The 17315-nt window shown below is 66.1% G+C and carries 18 protein-coding genes; 10 read left to right on the plus strand and 8 right to left on the minus strand.

Translation table 11 applies throughout. The features are described from left to right. Nucleotides 1-31: 31 nt before the first annotated feature. The 5 genes from ACJJVR_RS12240 (at nt 32) to ACJJVR_RS12260 (ending at nt 6213) form a co-directional block, all read left to right on the plus strand. The gene (locus ACJJVR_RS12240; RefSeq protein WP_405405405.1) at nt 32-1441 is read left to right on the plus strand and encodes a Do family serine endopeptidase; all 1410 of its coding nucleotides are present in this window, start codon (nt 32-34) and stop codon (nt 1439-1441) included. A 101-nt stretch (nt 1442-1542) separates the two neighbouring features. Continuing rightward, nucleotides 1543-1866: a 2Fe-2S iron-sulfur cluster-binding protein gene (locus tag ACJJVR_RS12245; RefSeq protein WP_405404937.1), complete on the plus strand. Its 324-nt coding sequence runs from the start codon at nt 1543-1545 to the stop codon at nt 1864-1866. A gap of 141 nt (nt 1867-2007) precedes the next feature. Next, entirely contained in the window at nt 2008-2439 is a 432-nt protein-coding gene (locus tag ACJJVR_RS12250) for a DUF2141 domain-containing protein (protein WP_405404938.1), read from the plus strand. Nucleotides 2440-2473: 34 nt separating this feature from the next. Then, a complete protein-coding gene (locus ACJJVR_RS12255) occupies nt 2474-3586 on the plus strand; it encodes an exonuclease SbcCD subunit D (RefSeq protein WP_405404940.1) in 1113 nt (370 codons plus the stop codon). Further along, nucleotides 3583-6213 carry a chromosome segregation protein SMC gene (locus ACJJVR_RS12260; RefSeq protein ID WP_405404941.1) on the plus strand — a complete coding sequence of 877 codons (2631 nt, stop codon included), beginning with the start codon at nt 3583-3585 and terminating at the stop codon, nt 6211-6213. The genes ACJJVR_RS12255 and ACJJVR_RS12260 overlap by 4 nt, the downstream gene beginning before the upstream one ends. 1002 nt (nt 6214-7215) lie before the next feature. Here the strand turns inward: ACJJVR_RS12260 and ACJJVR_RS12265 are convergent. Further along, the gene (locus ACJJVR_RS12265) at nt 7216-7440 is read right to left on the minus strand and encodes a hypothetical protein (RefSeq protein ID WP_405404942.1); all 225 of its coding nucleotides are present in this window, start codon (nt 7438-7440) and stop codon (nt 7216-7218) included. A gap of 37 nt (nt 7441-7477) precedes the next feature. Here ACJJVR_RS12265 and ACJJVR_RS12270 point away from each other — a divergent pair, with 37 nt between their 5' ends. Then, entirely contained in the window at nt 7478-7756 is a 279-nt protein-coding gene (locus ACJJVR_RS12270; RefSeq protein WP_405404944.1) for an SH3 domain-containing protein, read from the plus strand. Nucleotides 7757-7892: 136 nt separating this feature from the next. Here the strand turns inward: ACJJVR_RS12270 and ACJJVR_RS12275 are convergent, their stop codons facing one another. Both ACJJVR_RS12275 and ACJJVR_RS12280 read right to left on the minus strand, forming a co-directional pair. Continuing rightward, complete coding sequence (locus tag ACJJVR_RS12275) at nt 7893-8390, minus strand: isoprenylcysteine carboxyl methyltransferase family protein (RefSeq protein ID WP_405404945.1); 498 nt, start codon at nt 8388-8390, stop codon at nt 7893-7895. Beyond that, the gene (locus tag ACJJVR_RS12280; protein ID WP_405404946.1) at nt 8383-9447 is read right to left on the minus strand and encodes a type III polyketide synthase; all 1065 of its coding nucleotides are present in this window, start codon (nt 9445-9447) and stop codon (nt 8383-8385) included. The genes ACJJVR_RS12275 and ACJJVR_RS12280 overlap by 8 nt, the downstream gene beginning before the upstream one ends. Before the next feature lie 502 nt (nt 9448-9949). Here ACJJVR_RS12280 and ACJJVR_RS12285 point away from each other — a divergent pair. Genes ACJJVR_RS12285 through ACJJVR_RS12295 form a run of 3 tightly spaced genes read left to right on the plus strand, consistent with a single transcriptional unit; the run spans nt 9950 to nt 11917 of the window. Further along, nucleotides 9950-10078 carry a hypothetical protein gene (locus ACJJVR_RS12285; RefSeq protein ID WP_405404948.1) on the plus strand — a complete coding sequence of 43 codons (129 nt, stop codon included), beginning with the start codon at nt 9950-9952 and terminating at the stop codon, nt 10076-10078. Further along, nucleotides 10053-10706, plus strand: coding sequence for a response regulator transcription factor (locus tag ACJJVR_RS12290; RefSeq protein ID WP_405404950.1), 654 nt, complete (start codon nt 10053-10055; stop codon nt 10704-10706). Before ACJJVR_RS12285 ends, ACJJVR_RS12290 begins: the two co-directional genes overlap by 26 nt. Then, entirely contained in the window at nt 10703-11917 is a 1215-nt protein-coding gene (locus ACJJVR_RS12295) for a sensor histidine kinase (RefSeq protein ID WP_405404952.1), read from the plus strand. Before ACJJVR_RS12290 ends, ACJJVR_RS12295 begins: the two co-directional genes overlap by 4 nt. Before the next feature lie 26 nt (nt 11918-11943). Here ACJJVR_RS12295 and ACJJVR_RS12300 read toward each other — a convergent pair whose 3' ends face one another. From ACJJVR_RS12300 to ACJJVR_RS12320, 5 genes are all read right to left on the minus strand, one after another. Continuing rightward, complete coding sequence (locus ACJJVR_RS12300; protein ID WP_405404953.1) at nt 11944-12570, minus strand: methyltransferase family protein; 627 nt, start codon at nt 12568-12570, stop codon at nt 11944-11946. Nucleotides 12571-12580: 10 nt separating this feature from the next. Continuing rightward, nucleotides 12581-13150 (minus strand): tyrosine-protein phosphatase, encoded by a 570-nt coding sequence (locus tag ACJJVR_RS12305; protein ID WP_405404954.1) that lies wholly within the window; start codon nt 13148-13150, stop codon nt 12581-12583. Next, nucleotides 13147-13686, minus strand: coding sequence for a cytochrome b/b6 domain-containing protein (locus ACJJVR_RS12310; protein WP_405404955.1), 540 nt, complete (start codon nt 13684-13686; stop codon nt 13147-13149). Before ACJJVR_RS12310 ends, ACJJVR_RS12305 begins: the two co-directional genes overlap by 4 nt. After that, the gene (locus ACJJVR_RS12315; RefSeq protein WP_405404956.1) at nt 13679-13936 is read right to left on the minus strand and encodes a PepSY domain-containing protein; all 258 of its coding nucleotides are present in this window, start codon (nt 13934-13936) and stop codon (nt 13679-13681) included. The genes ACJJVR_RS12310 and ACJJVR_RS12315 overlap by 8 nt, the downstream gene beginning before the upstream one ends. A 711-nt stretch (nt 13937-14647) precedes the next feature. Beyond that, a complete protein-coding gene (locus tag ACJJVR_RS12320) occupies nt 14648-15529 on the minus strand; it encodes a LysR substrate-binding domain-containing protein (protein WP_405404957.1) in 882 nt (293 codons plus the stop codon). A gap of 162 nt (nt 15530-15691) precedes the next feature. Here ACJJVR_RS12320 and ACJJVR_RS12325 point away from each other — a divergent pair, with 162 nt between their 5' ends. After that, nucleotides 15692-17293: a GMC family oxidoreductase gene (locus ACJJVR_RS12325; RefSeq protein WP_405404958.1), complete on the plus strand. Its 1602-nt coding sequence runs from the start codon at nt 15692-15694 to the stop codon at nt 17291-17293. Nucleotides 17294-17315: the final 22 nt, after the last annotated feature.

Below are 17315 nucleotides of genomic sequence, written 5' to 3' on the forward strand. Positions count from 1 at the left end.
AGAGGCCGCTGAGGCCAACCAGCCGTTGGGAATGGACGCCGCATCCAGCGACACGTCGCAGGTGATGCCGGGCAGCTTTGCCGATCTGGCTGAACAGGTCTCTCCGGCCGTGGTGAACATCACGACGACGTCGGTCGTGTCACAGCCGACCGGCGGACCGGCTTTTCCCGAAGGCAGCCCGTTCGCCGATCTGTTTCGTGAGTTTGGAATGCCCGGCGGTCCGGGGGCACCCGAAGGCATGCCGGCGCCGGGAAATCCGCAACGCTCGAACGCACTGGGTTCGGGTTTCGTGATTTCGGGTGACGGGTTCATTGTCACGAACAACCACGTCATCGAAGGCGCCGACCAGATCGAGATCGAGTTCTATTCGGGTGAGACGCTGCCCGCAGAGGTGGTGGGAACCGACCCGAACACGGACGTCGCCCTGCTGAAGGTCAGCAGCGAAGAGCCGATTCCGTTCGTCAATTTCGGCAACAGCGACAGTGCCCGTGTGGGGGATTGGGTTCTGGCACTGGGCAACCCTCTGGGACAGGGTTTTTCGGCAAGCTCGGGCATCGTGTCGGCCCGCAACCGAGAACTGTCGGGAACCTATGACGACTATCTGCAAACCGACGCGGCCATCAACCGGGGCAACTCTGGCGGGCCGCTTTTCAACCTGCAGGGCGAAGTGATCGGTGTGAACACCGCGATTCTGTCGCCCAACGGCGGATCTATCGGCATCGGTTTTTCGATGGCGTCGAATGTTGTTTCGCAAGTCGTTGAACAGCTGCAAGAATTCGGGGAAACCCGTCGTGGGTGGCTGGGCGTGATGATTCAGGACGTCACCCCGGAGATGTCCGAGGCGATGGGGCTGAACGTCACCGGTGGCGCGATGATCACCGACGTTCCCGAAGGTCCTGCCCGTGACGCGGGCCTGCAGACGGGCGATGTCATCACCGGCTTTGCAGGCACCGATGTCGAGGATACCCGCGGCCTGGTGCGTCGCGTGGCCGAGGCACCGGCGGGTGAAACCTCGCAGATCGTGGTAATGCGCGATGGCGACGAGCTGACGCTGGATGTGACCCTGGGTCGCCGGGAGACCGCACAGAACGGTGCGTCCGAGGCTCCGGACGCCAACGAGCCGTCCGAGAGTGATGTGCTTGGGATGACCGTGACCGTTCTGACGCCCGAAATGGCGGCCGAGTTGGGTGCGCCCGGCGATGCCACCGGGCTGGTGATCACGGGGATCGACCCGGAGGGTCCGGCCGCCGAAAAGGGTCTGGCCGCCGGTGACATCATCACGGACGTGAACCAGCAGAGCGTGACCAGCGTGGCCGACCTGAACGCGCGCATCGACGAGGCAACAGATGCCGGTCGACGGTCCGTGCTGGTTCTGATCCGCCGTGGCGGAGAGCCTCTGTTCGTGGCGCTTCCGTTGGTTGACGCGGCGCCCGCTGAATAGGCGGCATAGCTTTGCAAAAGGGGGGTGGCCTTTCGGGGCTGCCCCTTTTCAATGGCCGTCCGATTAAGTAGTTCTTGCGGAACACAAGGGAACAGATACGCATGGCGAAGATCACCTATATCGAACACAACGGAACCCGCCACCAGGTCGAGGTTCGCCCCGGCATGACCGTGATGGAGGGTGCACGCGACAACGGCATCCCCGGAATCGATGCCGATTGCGGCGGAGCATGCGCCTGTTCGACCTGCCATGTCTATGTGGCGCCCGAGTGGACGGACAAGCTGCCGGCGCGTGATCCGATGGAACAGGACATGCTAGATTTCGCGTACAAGCCTGACCCGGAACGGTCGCGCCTGACATGCCAGATCAAGGTGACCGAGGAGCTTGACGGCTTGGTCGTGCAGATGCCTGAACGCCAGATCTGAGCCGGGATCACGATGACTTGTGGATGGCCGCGCCCGCAAAGGCGCGGCCATTGGCATGGCGGCACCCAGCACAGGTTGTTCCGGACCGCATTTCGTGGTGACCTGCCCGCCATGTCGGGTCGGGACGCCACGGGGGAACGAATGCAGCATTGTCGCAGGATCGGGATCACGGCGCTGATCGCCGCCACCGCCCTGGCCGCGCCTGCCCACGCCGCCAGCATCGACGTGATGGTGACGGGGATTCCAAAGGACAGCGGGTTGCTGGCCTGCAGCCTGCACGCCGATCCCGGGGGGTTTCCCGATGGACCGGGCGCGGCCCATGCTGCCGCATCGCCCCATGGGGGATCGGCCGTCTGTACGTTCGACGGCGTGGCGCCCGGACGCTATGCCGTGGCGGTGCTGCATGATGCGAATGCCAACGGGCGGTTGGACACGAATGTTCTGGGCATGCCGCAGGAGCGGTGGGGCATTTCCGTCAGGCCCGCGCCGCGCCTTCGCCCACCGCGATTTGACGAAGCGGCGTTTGATATGGGCGACGATCCGCTGCGGTTGCAGATCAAGCTGCGACCCTGACCGCGACCTGAGTGACCGACAAGGATTTTCATAGATGACATTCCGGTTTCTGCATGCGTCCGATCTGCATTTGGGCAAGCCATTTGGCGGCTATCCCGAGGGTATCCGCAACCGCCTGCGCGAGGCCCGGCATGCCGCGATCGGTCGGCTGGCGCAGGCTGCCCGGCAGGGGGGTGCACAAGTCGTGCTGCTGGCTGGCGACAGTTTTGACGCGGAAACTCCGGCGCCGGACACCCTGCGCCAGGCGTTGCGGGCGATGGCGGACGAGGCCGACATCCGCTGGATCATGCTGCCCGGCAACCACGACAGCCTGGCCGCGACGGAACTGTGGCGGCGCATCGCGACCGACGGGCCGGCCAACCTGCAACCGCTGCTGGACGACAACCCCGTGGCGCTGGCGGGCGACGTCTGGTTGCTGCCCGCGCCCTGCACGCAGCGCCGCGCCGGGCGCGACCTGACGCAGGCGATGGACGCCGCCACGCCAGAGGGCGTGCGGCGTGTCGGGCTGGGCCATGGCCCGGTCACCGATTTCGACGACGGTGATGGGCGCGCGGGGATCATCCCACCTGATCGCGCGGCCCGGTCGGGGCTGGACTATCTGGCCCTTGGCGACTGGCACGGACAGCGCCAGATCGGCCCCGCTACCTGGTATTCGGGCGCGCCCGAGGCCGACAGCTTCAAACATGACGGCCCGGCGGGGGCGCTGTTGGTCGATCTGGGCGGGCAGGTCACCGCGCAGCCGGTGCCCATCGGTCAGTTCCGGTGGACCCGCCCGCATCTGGACCTGCTGCCCGGTGCCGATACCCGGGCCGCGCTGACCCGGGCGCTGCCCACGGAACGGGCGCGCGATCATCTGGTCAGCGTGACCGCCGGGGGCCGTTTGGCGATGTCGGACCGCGCCGCGCTGGACGCAGCCCTGCAGGCGATCGCGCCTGATTACGGTTGGTTTGCGGCCGACCTGTCCGCGTTGCAGGTCGAGGCGCGGCCCGATGATCTGGACCTGATCGACCGTGCGGGCGCGTTGCGCCATGCCGCCGACACCCTGTTGGCCGACATGACCGACCCGCAGCGGTCGCAGGCGGATCGCGACATCTCTGCCGCGGCGCTGTCGCGGCTGTACAGCTTTGCGCAGGAGGTTCAGGCATGAAACTGCGCGGGATCGAGCTGACCAATGTCCGCCGTTTTGCCGGACGCCGGGCGGTGCTGACCGATCTGGGCGACGGCATCACCGTGCTGTCCGAGCCGAACGAATTCGGCAAGTCGACGTTCTTTGATGCGCTGCACGCGCTATTTTTCGAACGACACCGCAGCAGCCGCGCCCCCGTCAAGGCGCTGCAGCCCCATGCCGGCGGCGCGCCCGAGGTTGCGGTCGACATCGACCTGCCGCAGGGGCGGTTCCGCATCCACAAGCGGTTCCTGTCGCGGGCGCAGGCGCGGATCACCGACGCGCAGGGACGCCTGATCGCGCAGGAGGACGAGGCCGAGGCGTGGATCGACCGCATGCTGGACGGCGGGTTGGCGGGGCCGTCGGGCCTGTTATGGGTGCGTCAGGGCCTGTTGGGGCTGGAACCCGAAGGCAGCAGCGCGGCCGATAGACAAGACCGGGACCGCAACCTGGGGACCCGGCGGGATCTGTTGTCTTCGGTCGCCGGAGAGATCGACATGATGACCGGGGGGCGGCGCATGGATGCCGTCCTGGACCGTGTGGGACAGGAGATGGCGCGGCTGGCCACCGCCACGGGGCGGCCCAAAGCGGGCGGCGAATGGCATCGCGCGCTGGACGACGCCGAGCGCCTGTCGCGTGCAGAGGTCGAGGCCCGTGACAAGGCCGCGCGCCTGTCCGGTGATCTGGCCCGCCGGTCCGAGGTGATGCGCATGCTGGCCCGCCTGACCGATCCGGACGCCGCCCGCGCGCGTCTGTCCGCCGTCGCAGAGGCCGAAGAGGCGCATCAGGTTGCCCGCAAGCATGCCGACCGCCTTGCGCAGGCCCAGCAGGAGCTTCAGCTGGCCCGGGTGGTCGAGACGGCGGCCCGCCAGCAGATTGATCAGATCCGCCAGCTGTCCGACCGTGTCACCCAAGCCCGCGAAACGTTGCGCGTGGCCGAGACGCGTGCCGTTGCCGCCCGCGACCGGGCCCGGACATTGTCCCTGCGCGACGCCGACGCTGCCGATGCGCACCGTCAATCAGCGCAGGCCGCACGTGATTTGCGCAGCCGCCTGACACGGGCGCAGCAGGCACGGCTGGCCCTGGCGGCGCGGGCGCGCGTGGCCGATCTGACCCATCGGCTGGACCGCGCGCAGGCGTTGCAGGCGCAACTGCACGCCGACCGGGCACAGCGTGCGCGGTTGATCATCACGCCCAAGGCGATGGCGCGGCTGGATCAGGCGCAGACGGTGCTGGACCGACTGGTCGCGCGGGCCGAGGCGCAGGCGGTGACGATCGAATTCCACGCGGACGGTCCGCACGCGATGCTGGACGACGGGACGGCCGTCGACGGTGTGTGGGCCGTGCCGGGGCGCATGCGGGTATCGCTGCCGGGGTTTGGCGCGATCAGCGTCGATCCCGGGGCCGCGCAGGGGGCGGCGTTGGCTGCTGATCTGGCGCAGGCGCAGGGCGACGTTGCGCAGGCGCTGCACGATTGCGGGGCGGCCGATCTGGCCGAGGCGCGTGACCGGCTGAACCGCGCGACGCGTCTGGACGATGCGTTGCGACAGGGGGCGCAGGCGTTGGACGATCTGTCGCCGCAGGGGTTGGATGCGATGCGCGAGGCGCTGGCGCTTGCCACCGCCGAGGCCGCAGACGTCCCCGCCGACGCCGAGGATGCGGCCACGCTGGAGCCCCTGTTGACCGCCGCCGACGCCGCCGAAACCCAGGCGCAGGCCCTTGCTCGCAGCGCGCATGATGCGGCCACCGTTGCTGGCGAAGCCCGCGCCGATGCCGAGGGAGAGCGCCGGTCCGCCGAACGCGCCATGGCCGATGTCGTGGCCGAGGCGGGCTCGATGGACGATCTGGTGGCGCATCTGGATGCGCTGGCGGCGACGCTGCCCGACCTATCGGCCCGCAGCGCCGAGGCCGCACGGCTGTGTGGCACCCTGGCCGATGCGGCCCCGGACCTGATCACCGCCCAGGCCGCATTGTCGCGGGCAACCAGCGCCGCTGAACAGGCCCGCCGTGACGCCGATGCGATGGCGCGTGATCTGGCCACGCTGAACACCCGGATCGAGGTGCTGGCCGAGGAGGGGATCGAGGAGACACTGGACGAACTGTCCGGCCAGCGCGCCGAGGCACAGGCCCGCGCCGACCGCTATGGGGCCGAGATGGCCGCCCTGACGCGGTTGCGCGACACGCTGGACCAGGCGCGCACGCGCCAGCGCGACGCCTATTTCAAGCCGGTCCTGCGCGAGTTGCAGCCGCTGTTGTCGATCCTGTATCCGGGGGCGGCGTTGCAGATCGACGACCAGACCCTGTTGCCCCATGCCCTGACACGCGACGGCCAGGCCGAGGCGCTGGACATCCTGTCGGGGGGCACCCGCGAACAGGTGGCGATCCTGACGCGGCTGGCCTTTGCGCGGCTGTTCGCGCAGGCCGGGCGACCGGTCCCAGTGATCCTAGACGACGCGTTGGTTCATACCGACGACGACCGGATCGAGGCGATGTTCACCGCCCTGCACCGTGTTGCCGCCGACCAGCAGGTGCTGGTCCTGACCTGCCGCCAGCGGGCGTTCCAATCGTTGGGCGGCTCTCGTGCGCGTATCCGCATCGAGGATCTGTAGCGCCTGAATCCCGGCAACTGCGCCCCGTCCGATTGTCCCGATCCGCCCCGCGGACGGTACGATCGCCTGCCCAGCCGTGCCGCCCATAGGTATGGCGGCGTGCTGGGTCCGGGTCGCGTTGACAGTGGCCGTCACGGCCCGACGCACGTCGTTCGCGGCGTGGCGTCGCGTCCCGCACCTGTGTTTATCCCCGCCGCTTTTGGTCCGGCATCGTACCCTGCCCAGATGTGGTTAGGCCCGCTGCCACCCGTCAAACCCTGACCTGACTTCCCGGGGGCGTAGGGGTCAGGCAATATCCATGGGGTCACGGTATATGGTCGCGGTGTCCCTCTGATCCGCCTGCGGGACCGAGGTGATCTGCTGCGTGGTTCATGGACGGCAACTTCCGTCAGCAGGGCATGTGGTCCGAACTGTACCGGACTGAATTATCCTGGCATCGTATGGCGGCGCAGCGGGTCATGGGAACATTCGATGGTGTTCAGCACATCGGCGCGGGCGTTTTTGCAGGTGCGATACCCTGTTCGTTCGGTCATTGACATTCAGAGGAAACGTGCCATCGCATGCCCTGCCGGTTCGATGTCGGCAATGGCCAAGCGTTCGTTATGATCCCTGGGGCTGCCACGACGCCAAAGCCGTGAGCAGACAGCGTTGCGTCGCAGATCGCGATCCCATCTTGGCCTGCGCAGTACCCGCATCGGTTTGGCGATCAATGTCGCAGGGGCGACCCATTTTCTGCAAGAAAATTGTGCGCCGCGTACCGAAACTGGTCGCAGGTATCATGATCATCTGTGGAGTGATCTTCCCAAAGGCGTGGCCTGTCGTGGTCAGGAAACAGATCTTGCTGACACTGCGATGAATCCAGCGATTGTATAGGAACGGGGCTGGTCCATGTTTCATCACGCTGCGATGTCATGGTGATCGCCATGGATCGTGGCATTCGAGGCCCGCCGTCCATCGACGCACGGCAACGGTTCGCGGGATAAATGGACCGATTGTGCGCCATCAACCCATGAACTCTGAGCCGGGGGAAGAGGTTGAGGCAATCGCCGCTTCGTACCATCCGCGCTTGTGCAGATACAATATCATGGCGACCCTGTTGCGGTCAGCGGCGACCATATCGCGACGTGTCGGCGCGATGTCAGGGTCTATGCGATGCCATTTTACCACGCGATTGCGGTCGGTGCACGGCGCAGCGTTCGCAACCTGATTGTTGTCATCTGCGGCCATGGTGTCGTAATGACGCGGAAACGTTCGAGGTCTGACAATGCGAGTTCATTTTGCTGCTATTCTGGCTGTTGTGATCGCCACCGGCTGCGCGGTCGGATCGGGCGCCGTCGTTGCAGGCGCCGGACCCGATGAGCTTCTGAAGCTGCGCGAGGGTCCCGGGCTGGAGCACAACATCATCATCGGTCTGCCTGACGGAACGCGTCTGACCCGGCAGCGCTGTGTGACGAACGCCGGCAAGGTCTGGTGTCGGGTCACGCTGACCGACAGGCCAAGCGTTGCGGGATATGTCTCTGCGGACTATCTGGCGCATCGCTGAGGTCGGGACCGGACCCGCGCCACGGGCGGCAAGACCGCGACCCCTCCCGATGTGACGGGCATGGGTTGTTGCCGACAAGGCGGTGGGTATATCCGTGCTTGCCGGTCGGATCATAAGCACCCTCCCGACGGTGGCGTCATGCCGGAGGGCGGATCGCCTGGCCTTCGCTGCGGATGCGGATCTTCAGGACGATAGCGTTCAGCACGGTAAAGACGATCGCCACCGCCCACAGGCCCAGAACCATCGGCGCGACGATGATTTCCGCGATGACAACCATATAGTTCGGATGGGACAGCCAGCGATACGGACCCTTTATCACCAGCGGTTCGTCCAGCACGATGATCCTGGTGGTCCACCGCGACCCAAGGCTGGCCAGCACCCAGATCCTTAGGCCCTGCAGGACGACGAACGCGGCGAACCAGCCGGGGCTGACTGTGTTCGACCAACCCCAGACACAGATGGCCAGCAGCCATGCCGCATGCATCGCCACGATCAGGGGATAGTGCCCGCGACCGTGTTCGACCGCGCCACGCGCCAGAAGGCGACGTGTGTTCCGCCGGGCCAGCACCAGTTCCGCACCCCGCTGGAGCAGCAGAAACGCGATGAAGGCAACGGCCAATGCATGCTCAGTCATGTGTGTCGACCGTGATCGGCAGAACCGACAGCGTAAAGCCCGGGCCAAGCGCAAGTGCCACCAGCGACCCGGTGGCACCGTCGCGCAGAACCTGATCCAGCACGAACAGGACAGTCGGCGCCGACATGTTGCCGTTGCGCGCAAGAACCTGTCGTTCCGCGTCCAGCGACCCGTCCGGCAGTGACAGCGTGGTTTCCAAGGCCGTGATGACCTTGGCGCCGCCCGGATGGCACACATAGCGGTCCACGGGATCATCGGGCAACAGGCCGTTCATCGCGCTGCGCAACTCCGCCTCGGCAAAGGCGGGGATTGATCGGTCGAAGATGACGCCCAGGCCGGTTTCCTCGACCGTCCAGCCCATGATGCCCAGGGTGTCGGGCCACATGTGCTGGCGACCCTGCCCGATCCGGGGGCGGGGACCATCTGCGGCAACGCCGGCGCGCAGCACGACGGCCGCCGCGCCATCGCCAAACAGGGCCGTGGCAATGATGTCGGCCTTGGCCAGACGGTCCAGCCGGAACAGGACGGTGCAGGTTTCGACCGCGACCATCAGCACGACCGCGGCGGGACGGGCCACTGCCAGATCGGCGGCGATCGCCAGACCCGACACGCCCCCGGCGCAGCCCAGACCAAAGACGGGCACCCGCACGACATCCGGTCGAAACCCCATCTGCTTTGCGCTCAGCGCCTCCAGCGTGGGCGTGACGATTCCGGTCGAGGACACGGTCACGATTACATCGACCTGATCGGCGCGCAGCCCCGCCTGTTCAAGCGCCTGACCCGCGGCGTCGCAGAACAGCCGCGTGGCGCCGTCCGCATAGGCCTGCGTCCGGTCCACCCATCCATGCGTCTCACGGAACCACCCCAAGGGCACTACCGAATGGCGGGTGTCGATGCCTGCATTCAGGAATGCCGGCGCAAGCCGGTCGAACTGGGCAAACCGCGATTGCAGCAGGGCCCGCGATTCCGTCAGGATATCCTGCTGATGCAGCAGGTTAGGCGGCGTCGCCGTGGCAATGGACAGCAGCCGTGGCCTGTTGTCATCCAAAGGGGTCATAAAGCACCTGTCATTCGTAGCTGGGGCCCGACCGAAACGGAAAGGCGCGCGGTATAAGGCGCAACATTGCGCCATTCTGGTGGTAAACGCCCGTAACGCGCCAACGGTGCCCGAACCGCGACGCTTTGCAGCGGAATGCCGGTTTTGCCATTCGCGTGCCTGTCGCGGCTGGTTCCGATCACGGCGCGCCGCTGCCGGCGTGGGGTTTGGGCGATGTCGGGGCGGGGCGGCCACGGGCAGGCGGTGGCCGATACCCGTGGATCGGGATCACCTGCCTGCCGGGAAACATCAGCGCGCGAACCCCCATCGCGGCGCGAATAGCCCTGGGACAGGCCGCGTCTCACGGTCCGCAGGCTGGCGGCACCGAACGGTGCAACGGTCGCCCCGAACGCCGGCGTCGTTCGACGCGGGGCATGGTCCGATGAAGGGTGTCGTGCGTGAATGACCGGACCTCTGTCTGTGGTTCGTGATCGCGCCCTGACACGCGAACCTTGCAACAACCTTGCAGATCGCCCCGGTGGCGCAATATTTTCATGACCGGACGATTGTGATTGATCAGGCCGGCACGGCCCTGCACCTGTATGCAAAGCTCAGGGAAATCTGCCATGCGCGTTCTGTTGATAGAGGATGAGGCTGATATTGCCGATGCGTTGACCCGGTTCCTGCGGGCACAGGGTCATGCGGTCGATCACGCGCCCGATCTGGACGGCGCGCGCGCGGCGTTGGACGTGGCGGTTTTTGACGCGGTCCTGTTGGATCTGGCACTGCCGGACGGGTCGGGGCTGATGCTGTTGCGCGCCCTGCGGCGGGGCGGCAACCGGGTGCCGGTGATCATTGCGACGGCGCGTGACCAGATATCGGAACGCATTGCGGGGCTGGATGCTGGAGCCGACGATTACGTTGTGAAACCCTATGATCTGGCCGAGATCGAGGCGCGGCTGCGCGCCCATGCCCGCCGCGCAATGGGCGATCCGGGAACGGAGAGCCGTCTGGGGGGCCTGCGGATCGACCGGGGCGGCGCACGCCTGTATCGCGGAGAGACCGAGATACGCCTGACCTCGCGCGAATGGGCGCTGTTTGATGCATTGCTGTCGGCGCGGGGCAGGGTGTTGTCGAAACCGGTTCTGGAGGAGCGGCTCTATACCTTTGACGATGCGATCGAGGGGAACGCTGTCGAGGTCTATGTGTCGCGCCTGCGCGCCAAGCTGGGTGCGGACGTCATTCAGACGCGACGGGGATTTGGGTATCTGATTGCATGACGGCGGCATGGTCCCTGGGCGGTCGTCTGGTGCGCCGGGTGGTGACGGGGGCCTGCCTGGCATGGCTGGCAGGTGTGGCCCTGGCCGCGACGGTGATCGCCCATGAAATGTCAGAGCTGATGGATGAAAGCCTTGCGGCCGCCGCGCGCCTGTCACTGGCGCTGTATCAGGGGGCCGGACAGATCGGCCCGGTCGCGCCCGGCGACGAGGTGGCGATTCGTCTGTCGGATGCGGGTCGGCTGATCTCTGACGCGCCATGGCCGCCCCTGACAGACGATGGCGGCCAGGACCGCGGCCGCTGGCGGGTGTTTCGGCTGACGGACGGCCCGGTCACGGTCGAGGTCGGCCAAAGTGGCGCATGGCGGCGCGAAGAGCTGGTCGAAAGTCTGGGCTGGCTGGTCGCGCTGATGTTGCCGGTGCTTGTGGCATCGCTGGTTGCGGTCCGGGGGGCGGTGGGGTCGGCCCTGCGCCCGGCCACGGCATTCGCGAACGCCCTGCGCAGGCGGTCGGCACAGGACCTGTCGCCGGTCGCCGCCCCAAACCTGCCGGTCGAGCTGACACCCATTCCCCAGGCGCTGAACGGCTATCTGGACATCATCCGCACGCGGATCGACGCGGAGCGCCAATTCGCGACCAATGCCGCCCACGAATTGCGGACACCGCTGGCTGCCGCATCGGCACAGGCGCAACTGATTGCCGCGGGACTGGCCGATGCGAACGCGGCGGATCGGCTGGCGGGCGCGCTTGGACGGATGGGTCATCTGGTCGAGCGTCTGCTGCAGCTGGCGCGTGCCGAGGCCGTGGATCCGGGCGCAGGCGCGGGCAGGGGCACCTGTGATCTGGTGCGGGTGGTGCGTCTGGTGATCACCGAAACCGGCATCCCGGTGATCTTTGACGATGGCGAACAGGCGCATGTGCCGGTCCCGGTTGATCCCGATGCGCTGGCGATGATCCTGCGCAATCTGCTGGCCAATGCCGCGGCCCATGGGACCGGCGATATCCGGGTGCTGTTGCAGGCCGGGCCGGTGCTGAGCATTTCGAATGCGGTTGGTCCGGGGGCCGTGTTCCGCCATGCGACATTCGAGAAATCGGCGATGTCGCAGGGAGCCGGACTGGGGCTGGCGATCGTGGCACAGTTGGCGGGCGCACAGGGCATCGCGGTGGATCACGTCATGGCCACGGGAAGGGCGACGGTGGTGTTGCGTTTCTGACCGCCACTGGTCGCCCTGATACCCGCCTACCACAGCGCCAGCAGGGTCAGGTGCCCCATGCGATGGGTCAGATCGATCGCCTCTGCCAACGGAAGGGCCGCCAGAAAGACCAGGGCATCGCGCCCATTGCGCCACAGCAACTGGGGTCGCACCTGCACCTGTGCGGCGCTGTGAAAATGCGACAGCCGTGGGCGGATCATCGGAACGCGGGCGCGATATGTGTCGTGAACCGCCCCGAAACGGGCCTGCAGAAAGCGCTCTTCGCGCGTGGCGATGTCATGCAGCACGGCAGCGCCCGCCAGCCCGAAGAGGCAGGCCAGCATCAGGCTTTCCAACGCCAGCCCAAAGCCGGTGATGCCGATGACGGAAAACAGATACAGGGGGTGGCGGCAGATGGAATAGGGCCCGTCCTGCAACAGCTGGTCGTTCTTGCGCCCGCCAATGTACAGCGTTGCCCAGAACCGGCCCAGTATCGCCGCAAAGATCATGATCGTGCCGGTGACATGCAGCGCCGCCGCGGGCAGGGCCGGCCACAGGGGATAACCGACCAGAACCAGCGGCATGGCCGCCAGGAACAGCGCGCGCAGCACATTGATGCGGCGGCGCTGATTGGCCGGATGGATGGGTCGTGTCGGGATGTCGGTTGCGGTCATCGCAGTGTTTTCAACTGTCGTATCCAAGGGAGGGCTCCAGTGCTTCCCAACTGAGGTTCATGGGCCAGGCGGCGCTGACAGGCAGCGATACATGGCCGTATTGGAACGAGATCTGCGCCTCGGCCTCGGCTTCGGGATGTCCAAGGCTGGCCAGATACAGCGCCGCGGCAAGGCCGGTGCGGTCGGCCCCGGCCTTGCAATGGATCAGCAGGGGTTTGGGCAGCGCGTGCAGCAGTGATATCAGGTCTGCGGCGCGGGCGGGGGTCATCTGCTGATCGTCGCTCATCGCGAAATCGACATGGTGCAGGTTCAGCCGCCGGGCCTCGCGGCGTTCCTGCCGATACCAGGTCGCATCGGATTGTCCGCGCAGGTTCAGGACGCTGCGAAACCCATATGCCGTCGTCCAGGTCGACAGGCGCTGTCCCGAGGGCTGGGCCGAGCGATAGACCTGTCCCGCGACGACCGCATGCAGGTTGCCCGTGTGTTGCAGCCAGCCCGCCCATCCGACCGCGGCAATGCCCGCAATGACCAACCCGATCGCCAGCGTTACGGCGACCCGTTTCAACAGGCGCACGATCATGGGCGATCCTTGTCCGACAGCGCACGTTTGGTGCCCGTCAGCATTGACAGAACCAGGTTTTCCCGGTGGCGCAGGCTCTCGACCAGGACGCCCGCAACATGCAGCGCCGCCAGCAACAGGATCAGGCCGGCAAACGCCCCATGGACCGTTTCCATTGCGGATGATCCCCAAAAGGCATCGGTCGTCTGCAGCCAGCCGGTCAGGATGGTACCCGCCACGGCCAGCAGCAGCGCCACGATCATCGCCCCGCCAGCCGGGTTGTGACCCAGAGAGCGGCGTTCCCGCCCGTGCCACAGGTCGCGCAGATAGGCCCGCACGACGCGCGGCCCACGGACGAAATCCGTGAAGCGGGCATGGCGGGGGCCGACCAGCCCCCAGACAACGCGCGCCGCAATCAGGGCGGCGGTGGCATGGCCCAACCATTCGTGCCAGATTTTCGGCCCGTCCGCTGTCAGCCAGCCCCCGGCGATCAATGCGACCAACGACCAGTGGAACAGACGGACAAAGCCGTCCCATACCGGGATCTTGTCAGTCATCACTGCCCACCGCCTCGAACGTGGCGGGATTGAAAAAGGTCTCGACCCGGGCGCCGGTCTGGTCATGGCCATAGACCTCGTAGCAGCCGTCCTCGGTCTTGATGTTGTTGACCGTCCAGCCTTGCGCCGTCAGGTCGTTGGTCAATTCCTCCACTGTGCGCCATTCGGCGCGCGGTACGTCGCAGCGTTCGGACGCAAGGGCAGGGCAGGCCAGTCCGGCCAGCAGCAGAGCAGCAAGGGGGGTCCGCATGGTGGTCTCCGTCATCGTGTTTCGATGCGGTCAGTCATGCGCGCCCAAGCTTGCGGGAACCTTGCGAACAGAGCGGAAATGTCGACCCCTGCGTTTTTCTCCGATGTGGCGGCCCGGTGATCCGCATGTCCGTTGGACGACGGCAGTATTTGCGACCAGACAGGCGGGACCGGTCCTGTGCCGACCTGTCGATGGGCAGATCCCCGTTTCCTTGCGACAAAGGTGATCGGCCGTGCGCTGGCACCGCGCAGACCGGGCAACGGCATGTCGTATCGTCGTTTGTGACGGAACAGTGCGGCGACGTTCAATGGCGGTCGGTTCAGTCAACTTTATCGCATGACCGCGGCAAGACGCGTTCTTACCCCGGATTGCCGTTGCCCAAACCCGTTGCAGGCGGCGAAAGGTCTGTGCGTCCGGTGGCCCTGATGCGGGGTATGCTGACGTCGGTGCGGGCGCGCCCCGACCGTGATCGCAGGCGGGCATTGCGCAACCCTGACGCGCGGACTGGTGTTGGATTGCACCGTGTTGATCCATCAACCGGCCTCTGGCACGCGGGGCGCCGTGCCGCAAAGTCGGCACGCATCACCGTGACCGACGGATGGCGACACTGAACCCGACAGGCCGTCTTGCCAGATCGGGATACGGCGGTGCAGCCAATGGAGGCGCGATCAGGAGCGTTGACCTGTGACGGCAGATGCAGCCTCCCTGCAGTCACAGCTTTTGGCGCAACAACCAGTCGACCAACAGTTTGACGTCTGCGCGCCCGGCGGAATCGTCATGTTCGACCAGCTTGAAGTTCGCGCCCATCGGGATTTCCAGATCCATCGGCGCGACCAGCCGTCCCTCCTCGATATGGCGCCGGGCAAAGCTTTTGCTGATGATCGCGCAGCCATGGCCGGCGGAAAGGATCTGCAGGGCGATCAGCGATGAATCGGCCTTGATCCAATGCGCAGGCCTTGGCCCGTGGAAACCGCACAGCTCAAAAAGGCGATCCCAGTCGGTTTCCGAGCCGCCGATCTGGACAATTGCGGCTTTGGCCAGGATTTCCTCCACCGGGGTTGGGCCAAGGACGGCGGCGTAATCCGGGTGGCAGACGATGACGGCGCTGTCGACGGGCAGCGGGTGGACGCGGTGCTCTGTCCAGCCGCCTTCGCCATAGCGGATATCCAGATCGATATGTGCGCCGTTCATCCGGTCTGCCCAGACCGTCGTGGACAGTTCCACCTCTATCTGCGGATGCGTCGTGCAGAACTGGCGCAGCAACGGGGCGACGATCAGGGCCGCGAACGAGATCGAGCAGCGGACGCGTATGACCGAACGCTGCTGATCGCGAAACAGGCCATCGGTGGCCGCCTGCATCTCCTGAAAGGACTTTCGCACGGGGACCGCATAGGCCACGCCCAGATCCGTCAGCTGTACGCCTTTGGCAAGGCGGCGAAACAACTGGATGTCCAGATGCTTTTCCAGAAGGCGGATCTGTTGGCTGACCGCGGCAGGCGTCAGGTTCAGCTCTTCGGCGGCAGAGCTGAAGGAACTGTGCCGCGCCGCCGCCTCGAACGAGCGGAGCCATGTGACGTGGGGCAACCTGCGCATATCGTGTCCATGTTGTGTGCCAGCCTCTTTTGGCAGCTTCCGTCGTTGACGCAATGCCATAAGCCTAAAATCGATCAGGGCTAAGCGATCATATCCGTTGTTTGCGCAATTCATGCACGGATGATTTGAGCGGACTGTACAACCGTCCGAGGGCCGGCAGTCATGACCGCTAGTGAATTTGATTACGTGATCGTCGGCGCAGGATCTGCGGGATGCGTGCTGGCCGACCGGATCTCTGCCAGCGGCAAGCATCGTATTCTGGTCCTGGAGGCAGGCGGCAGCGACCGCCAGTTCTGGATCAAGATACCCGTCGGTTATGCCATCAACTATGCCAAGCCTGCCCTGAACTGGGGCTATCACACCGAGGCCGATGGCGCGCTGAACGCACGCAAGAGCTATTGGCCGCGGGGCAAGGTCGTCGGTGGCTCCAGCTCCATCAATGCGATGGCCTATGTGCGCGGTCAGGCACGCGATTTCGATGACTGGGCCGCGGCCGGGGCGGATGGCTGGGGCTGGAGCGACGTGCGGTCGACCTATGACCGGATGGAGACGCGGTCGGACGCGCCCGATGCGGGCGGTCCTGTCTGGGTGCAGAACCTGGCGGATCAGATGAACCCGTTTTCGCGGCATTTTCTGACCGCCGCGCAGCAGGCAGGGTTTGCCGCCATCGACGACATGAATGCGGATGGGGCCGAGGGCGTCGGGTTCTATCGCAGCAATGTCCGGCGCGGGATGCGCTGGTCATCGGCGGACGCATTCCTGCGCCCTGCACTGAAACGTCCCAATGTGACCCTGCAGACCCGCGCGCATGTGATGCGGCTGGAGTTCGACGGCGCCCGCGTCGTGGGCCTCAGCTATGCGCATGGAGGCCGGACACACCGGGTCACGGCGCGCAAGGAGGTGATCCTCAGCGCGGGTGCGATCAATTCACCGCAACTGTTGCAACTGTCGGGCATAGGGCCGGCGGAACTGCTGCGCGGACAGGGCATCACGGTGCGCCACGACCTGCCGCAGGTGGGGCAGGGGCTGCAGGACCATCTTGCCGTGTCCTATCAGTTCCGCGCCACCCAAAAGACGCTGAACAGCATTCTGGGGCATCCCCTGGGGCGGCTGGCGGCGGGGATGCGTTACGTGATGACACGGCGTGGCCCGCTGGCGGTGCCGGTCAATCAGGTCGGCGGTTTTGTCCGGTCGGGCACGGGGCAGGACGCGCCTGATATCCAGTTGTTCTGCAACCCCGCATCCTATGAGGTCTCTCCGGCCGGAGAGGTGATCGTGGACCGCGATCCGGGCTATCTGCTGTCGGCTCAGGTCTGTCGCCCGACCAGCCGTGGATCGGTTCAGATCACCTCTGCCGATTATCGCAATGCGCCCGCCATTCAGCCCAACTCGCTGTCCACGAACGAGGATTGCGATGCCGCTGTCCGCGCCAGCCGCGTCATCCGCGCGTTGTCGCGCACACCCATTTTGCAATCCCTGACCGCCGCGTCCAAGCTGACCGGGTTCGACACGATGGACGATGACGCCCTGCTGGCCGAATTCCGCAACAGGGCCGGCACCGTCTATCACCCGACATGCACCTGTCGGATGGGTCAGGGCGCGGCAGATTCCGTGCTGAACGCGCGGTTGCAGGTGCACGGGGTGCCGGGGCTGCGGGTGGTCGACGCCTCGGCCTTTCCCAACATCACCTCGGGCAATACCAATGCACCGACGATGATGCTCGCCATGCGGGCAGCCGATCTGATCTTACAGGACGCAGGATGACCTGCCGGAACACGCAAAGGGG

The organism is Paracoccus sp. Ld10 (genome assembly GCF_045064235.1).
In the GTDB taxonomy this organism is placed as follows: Bacteria; Pseudomonadota; Alphaproteobacteria; order Rhodobacterales; family Rhodobacteraceae; genus Paracoccus.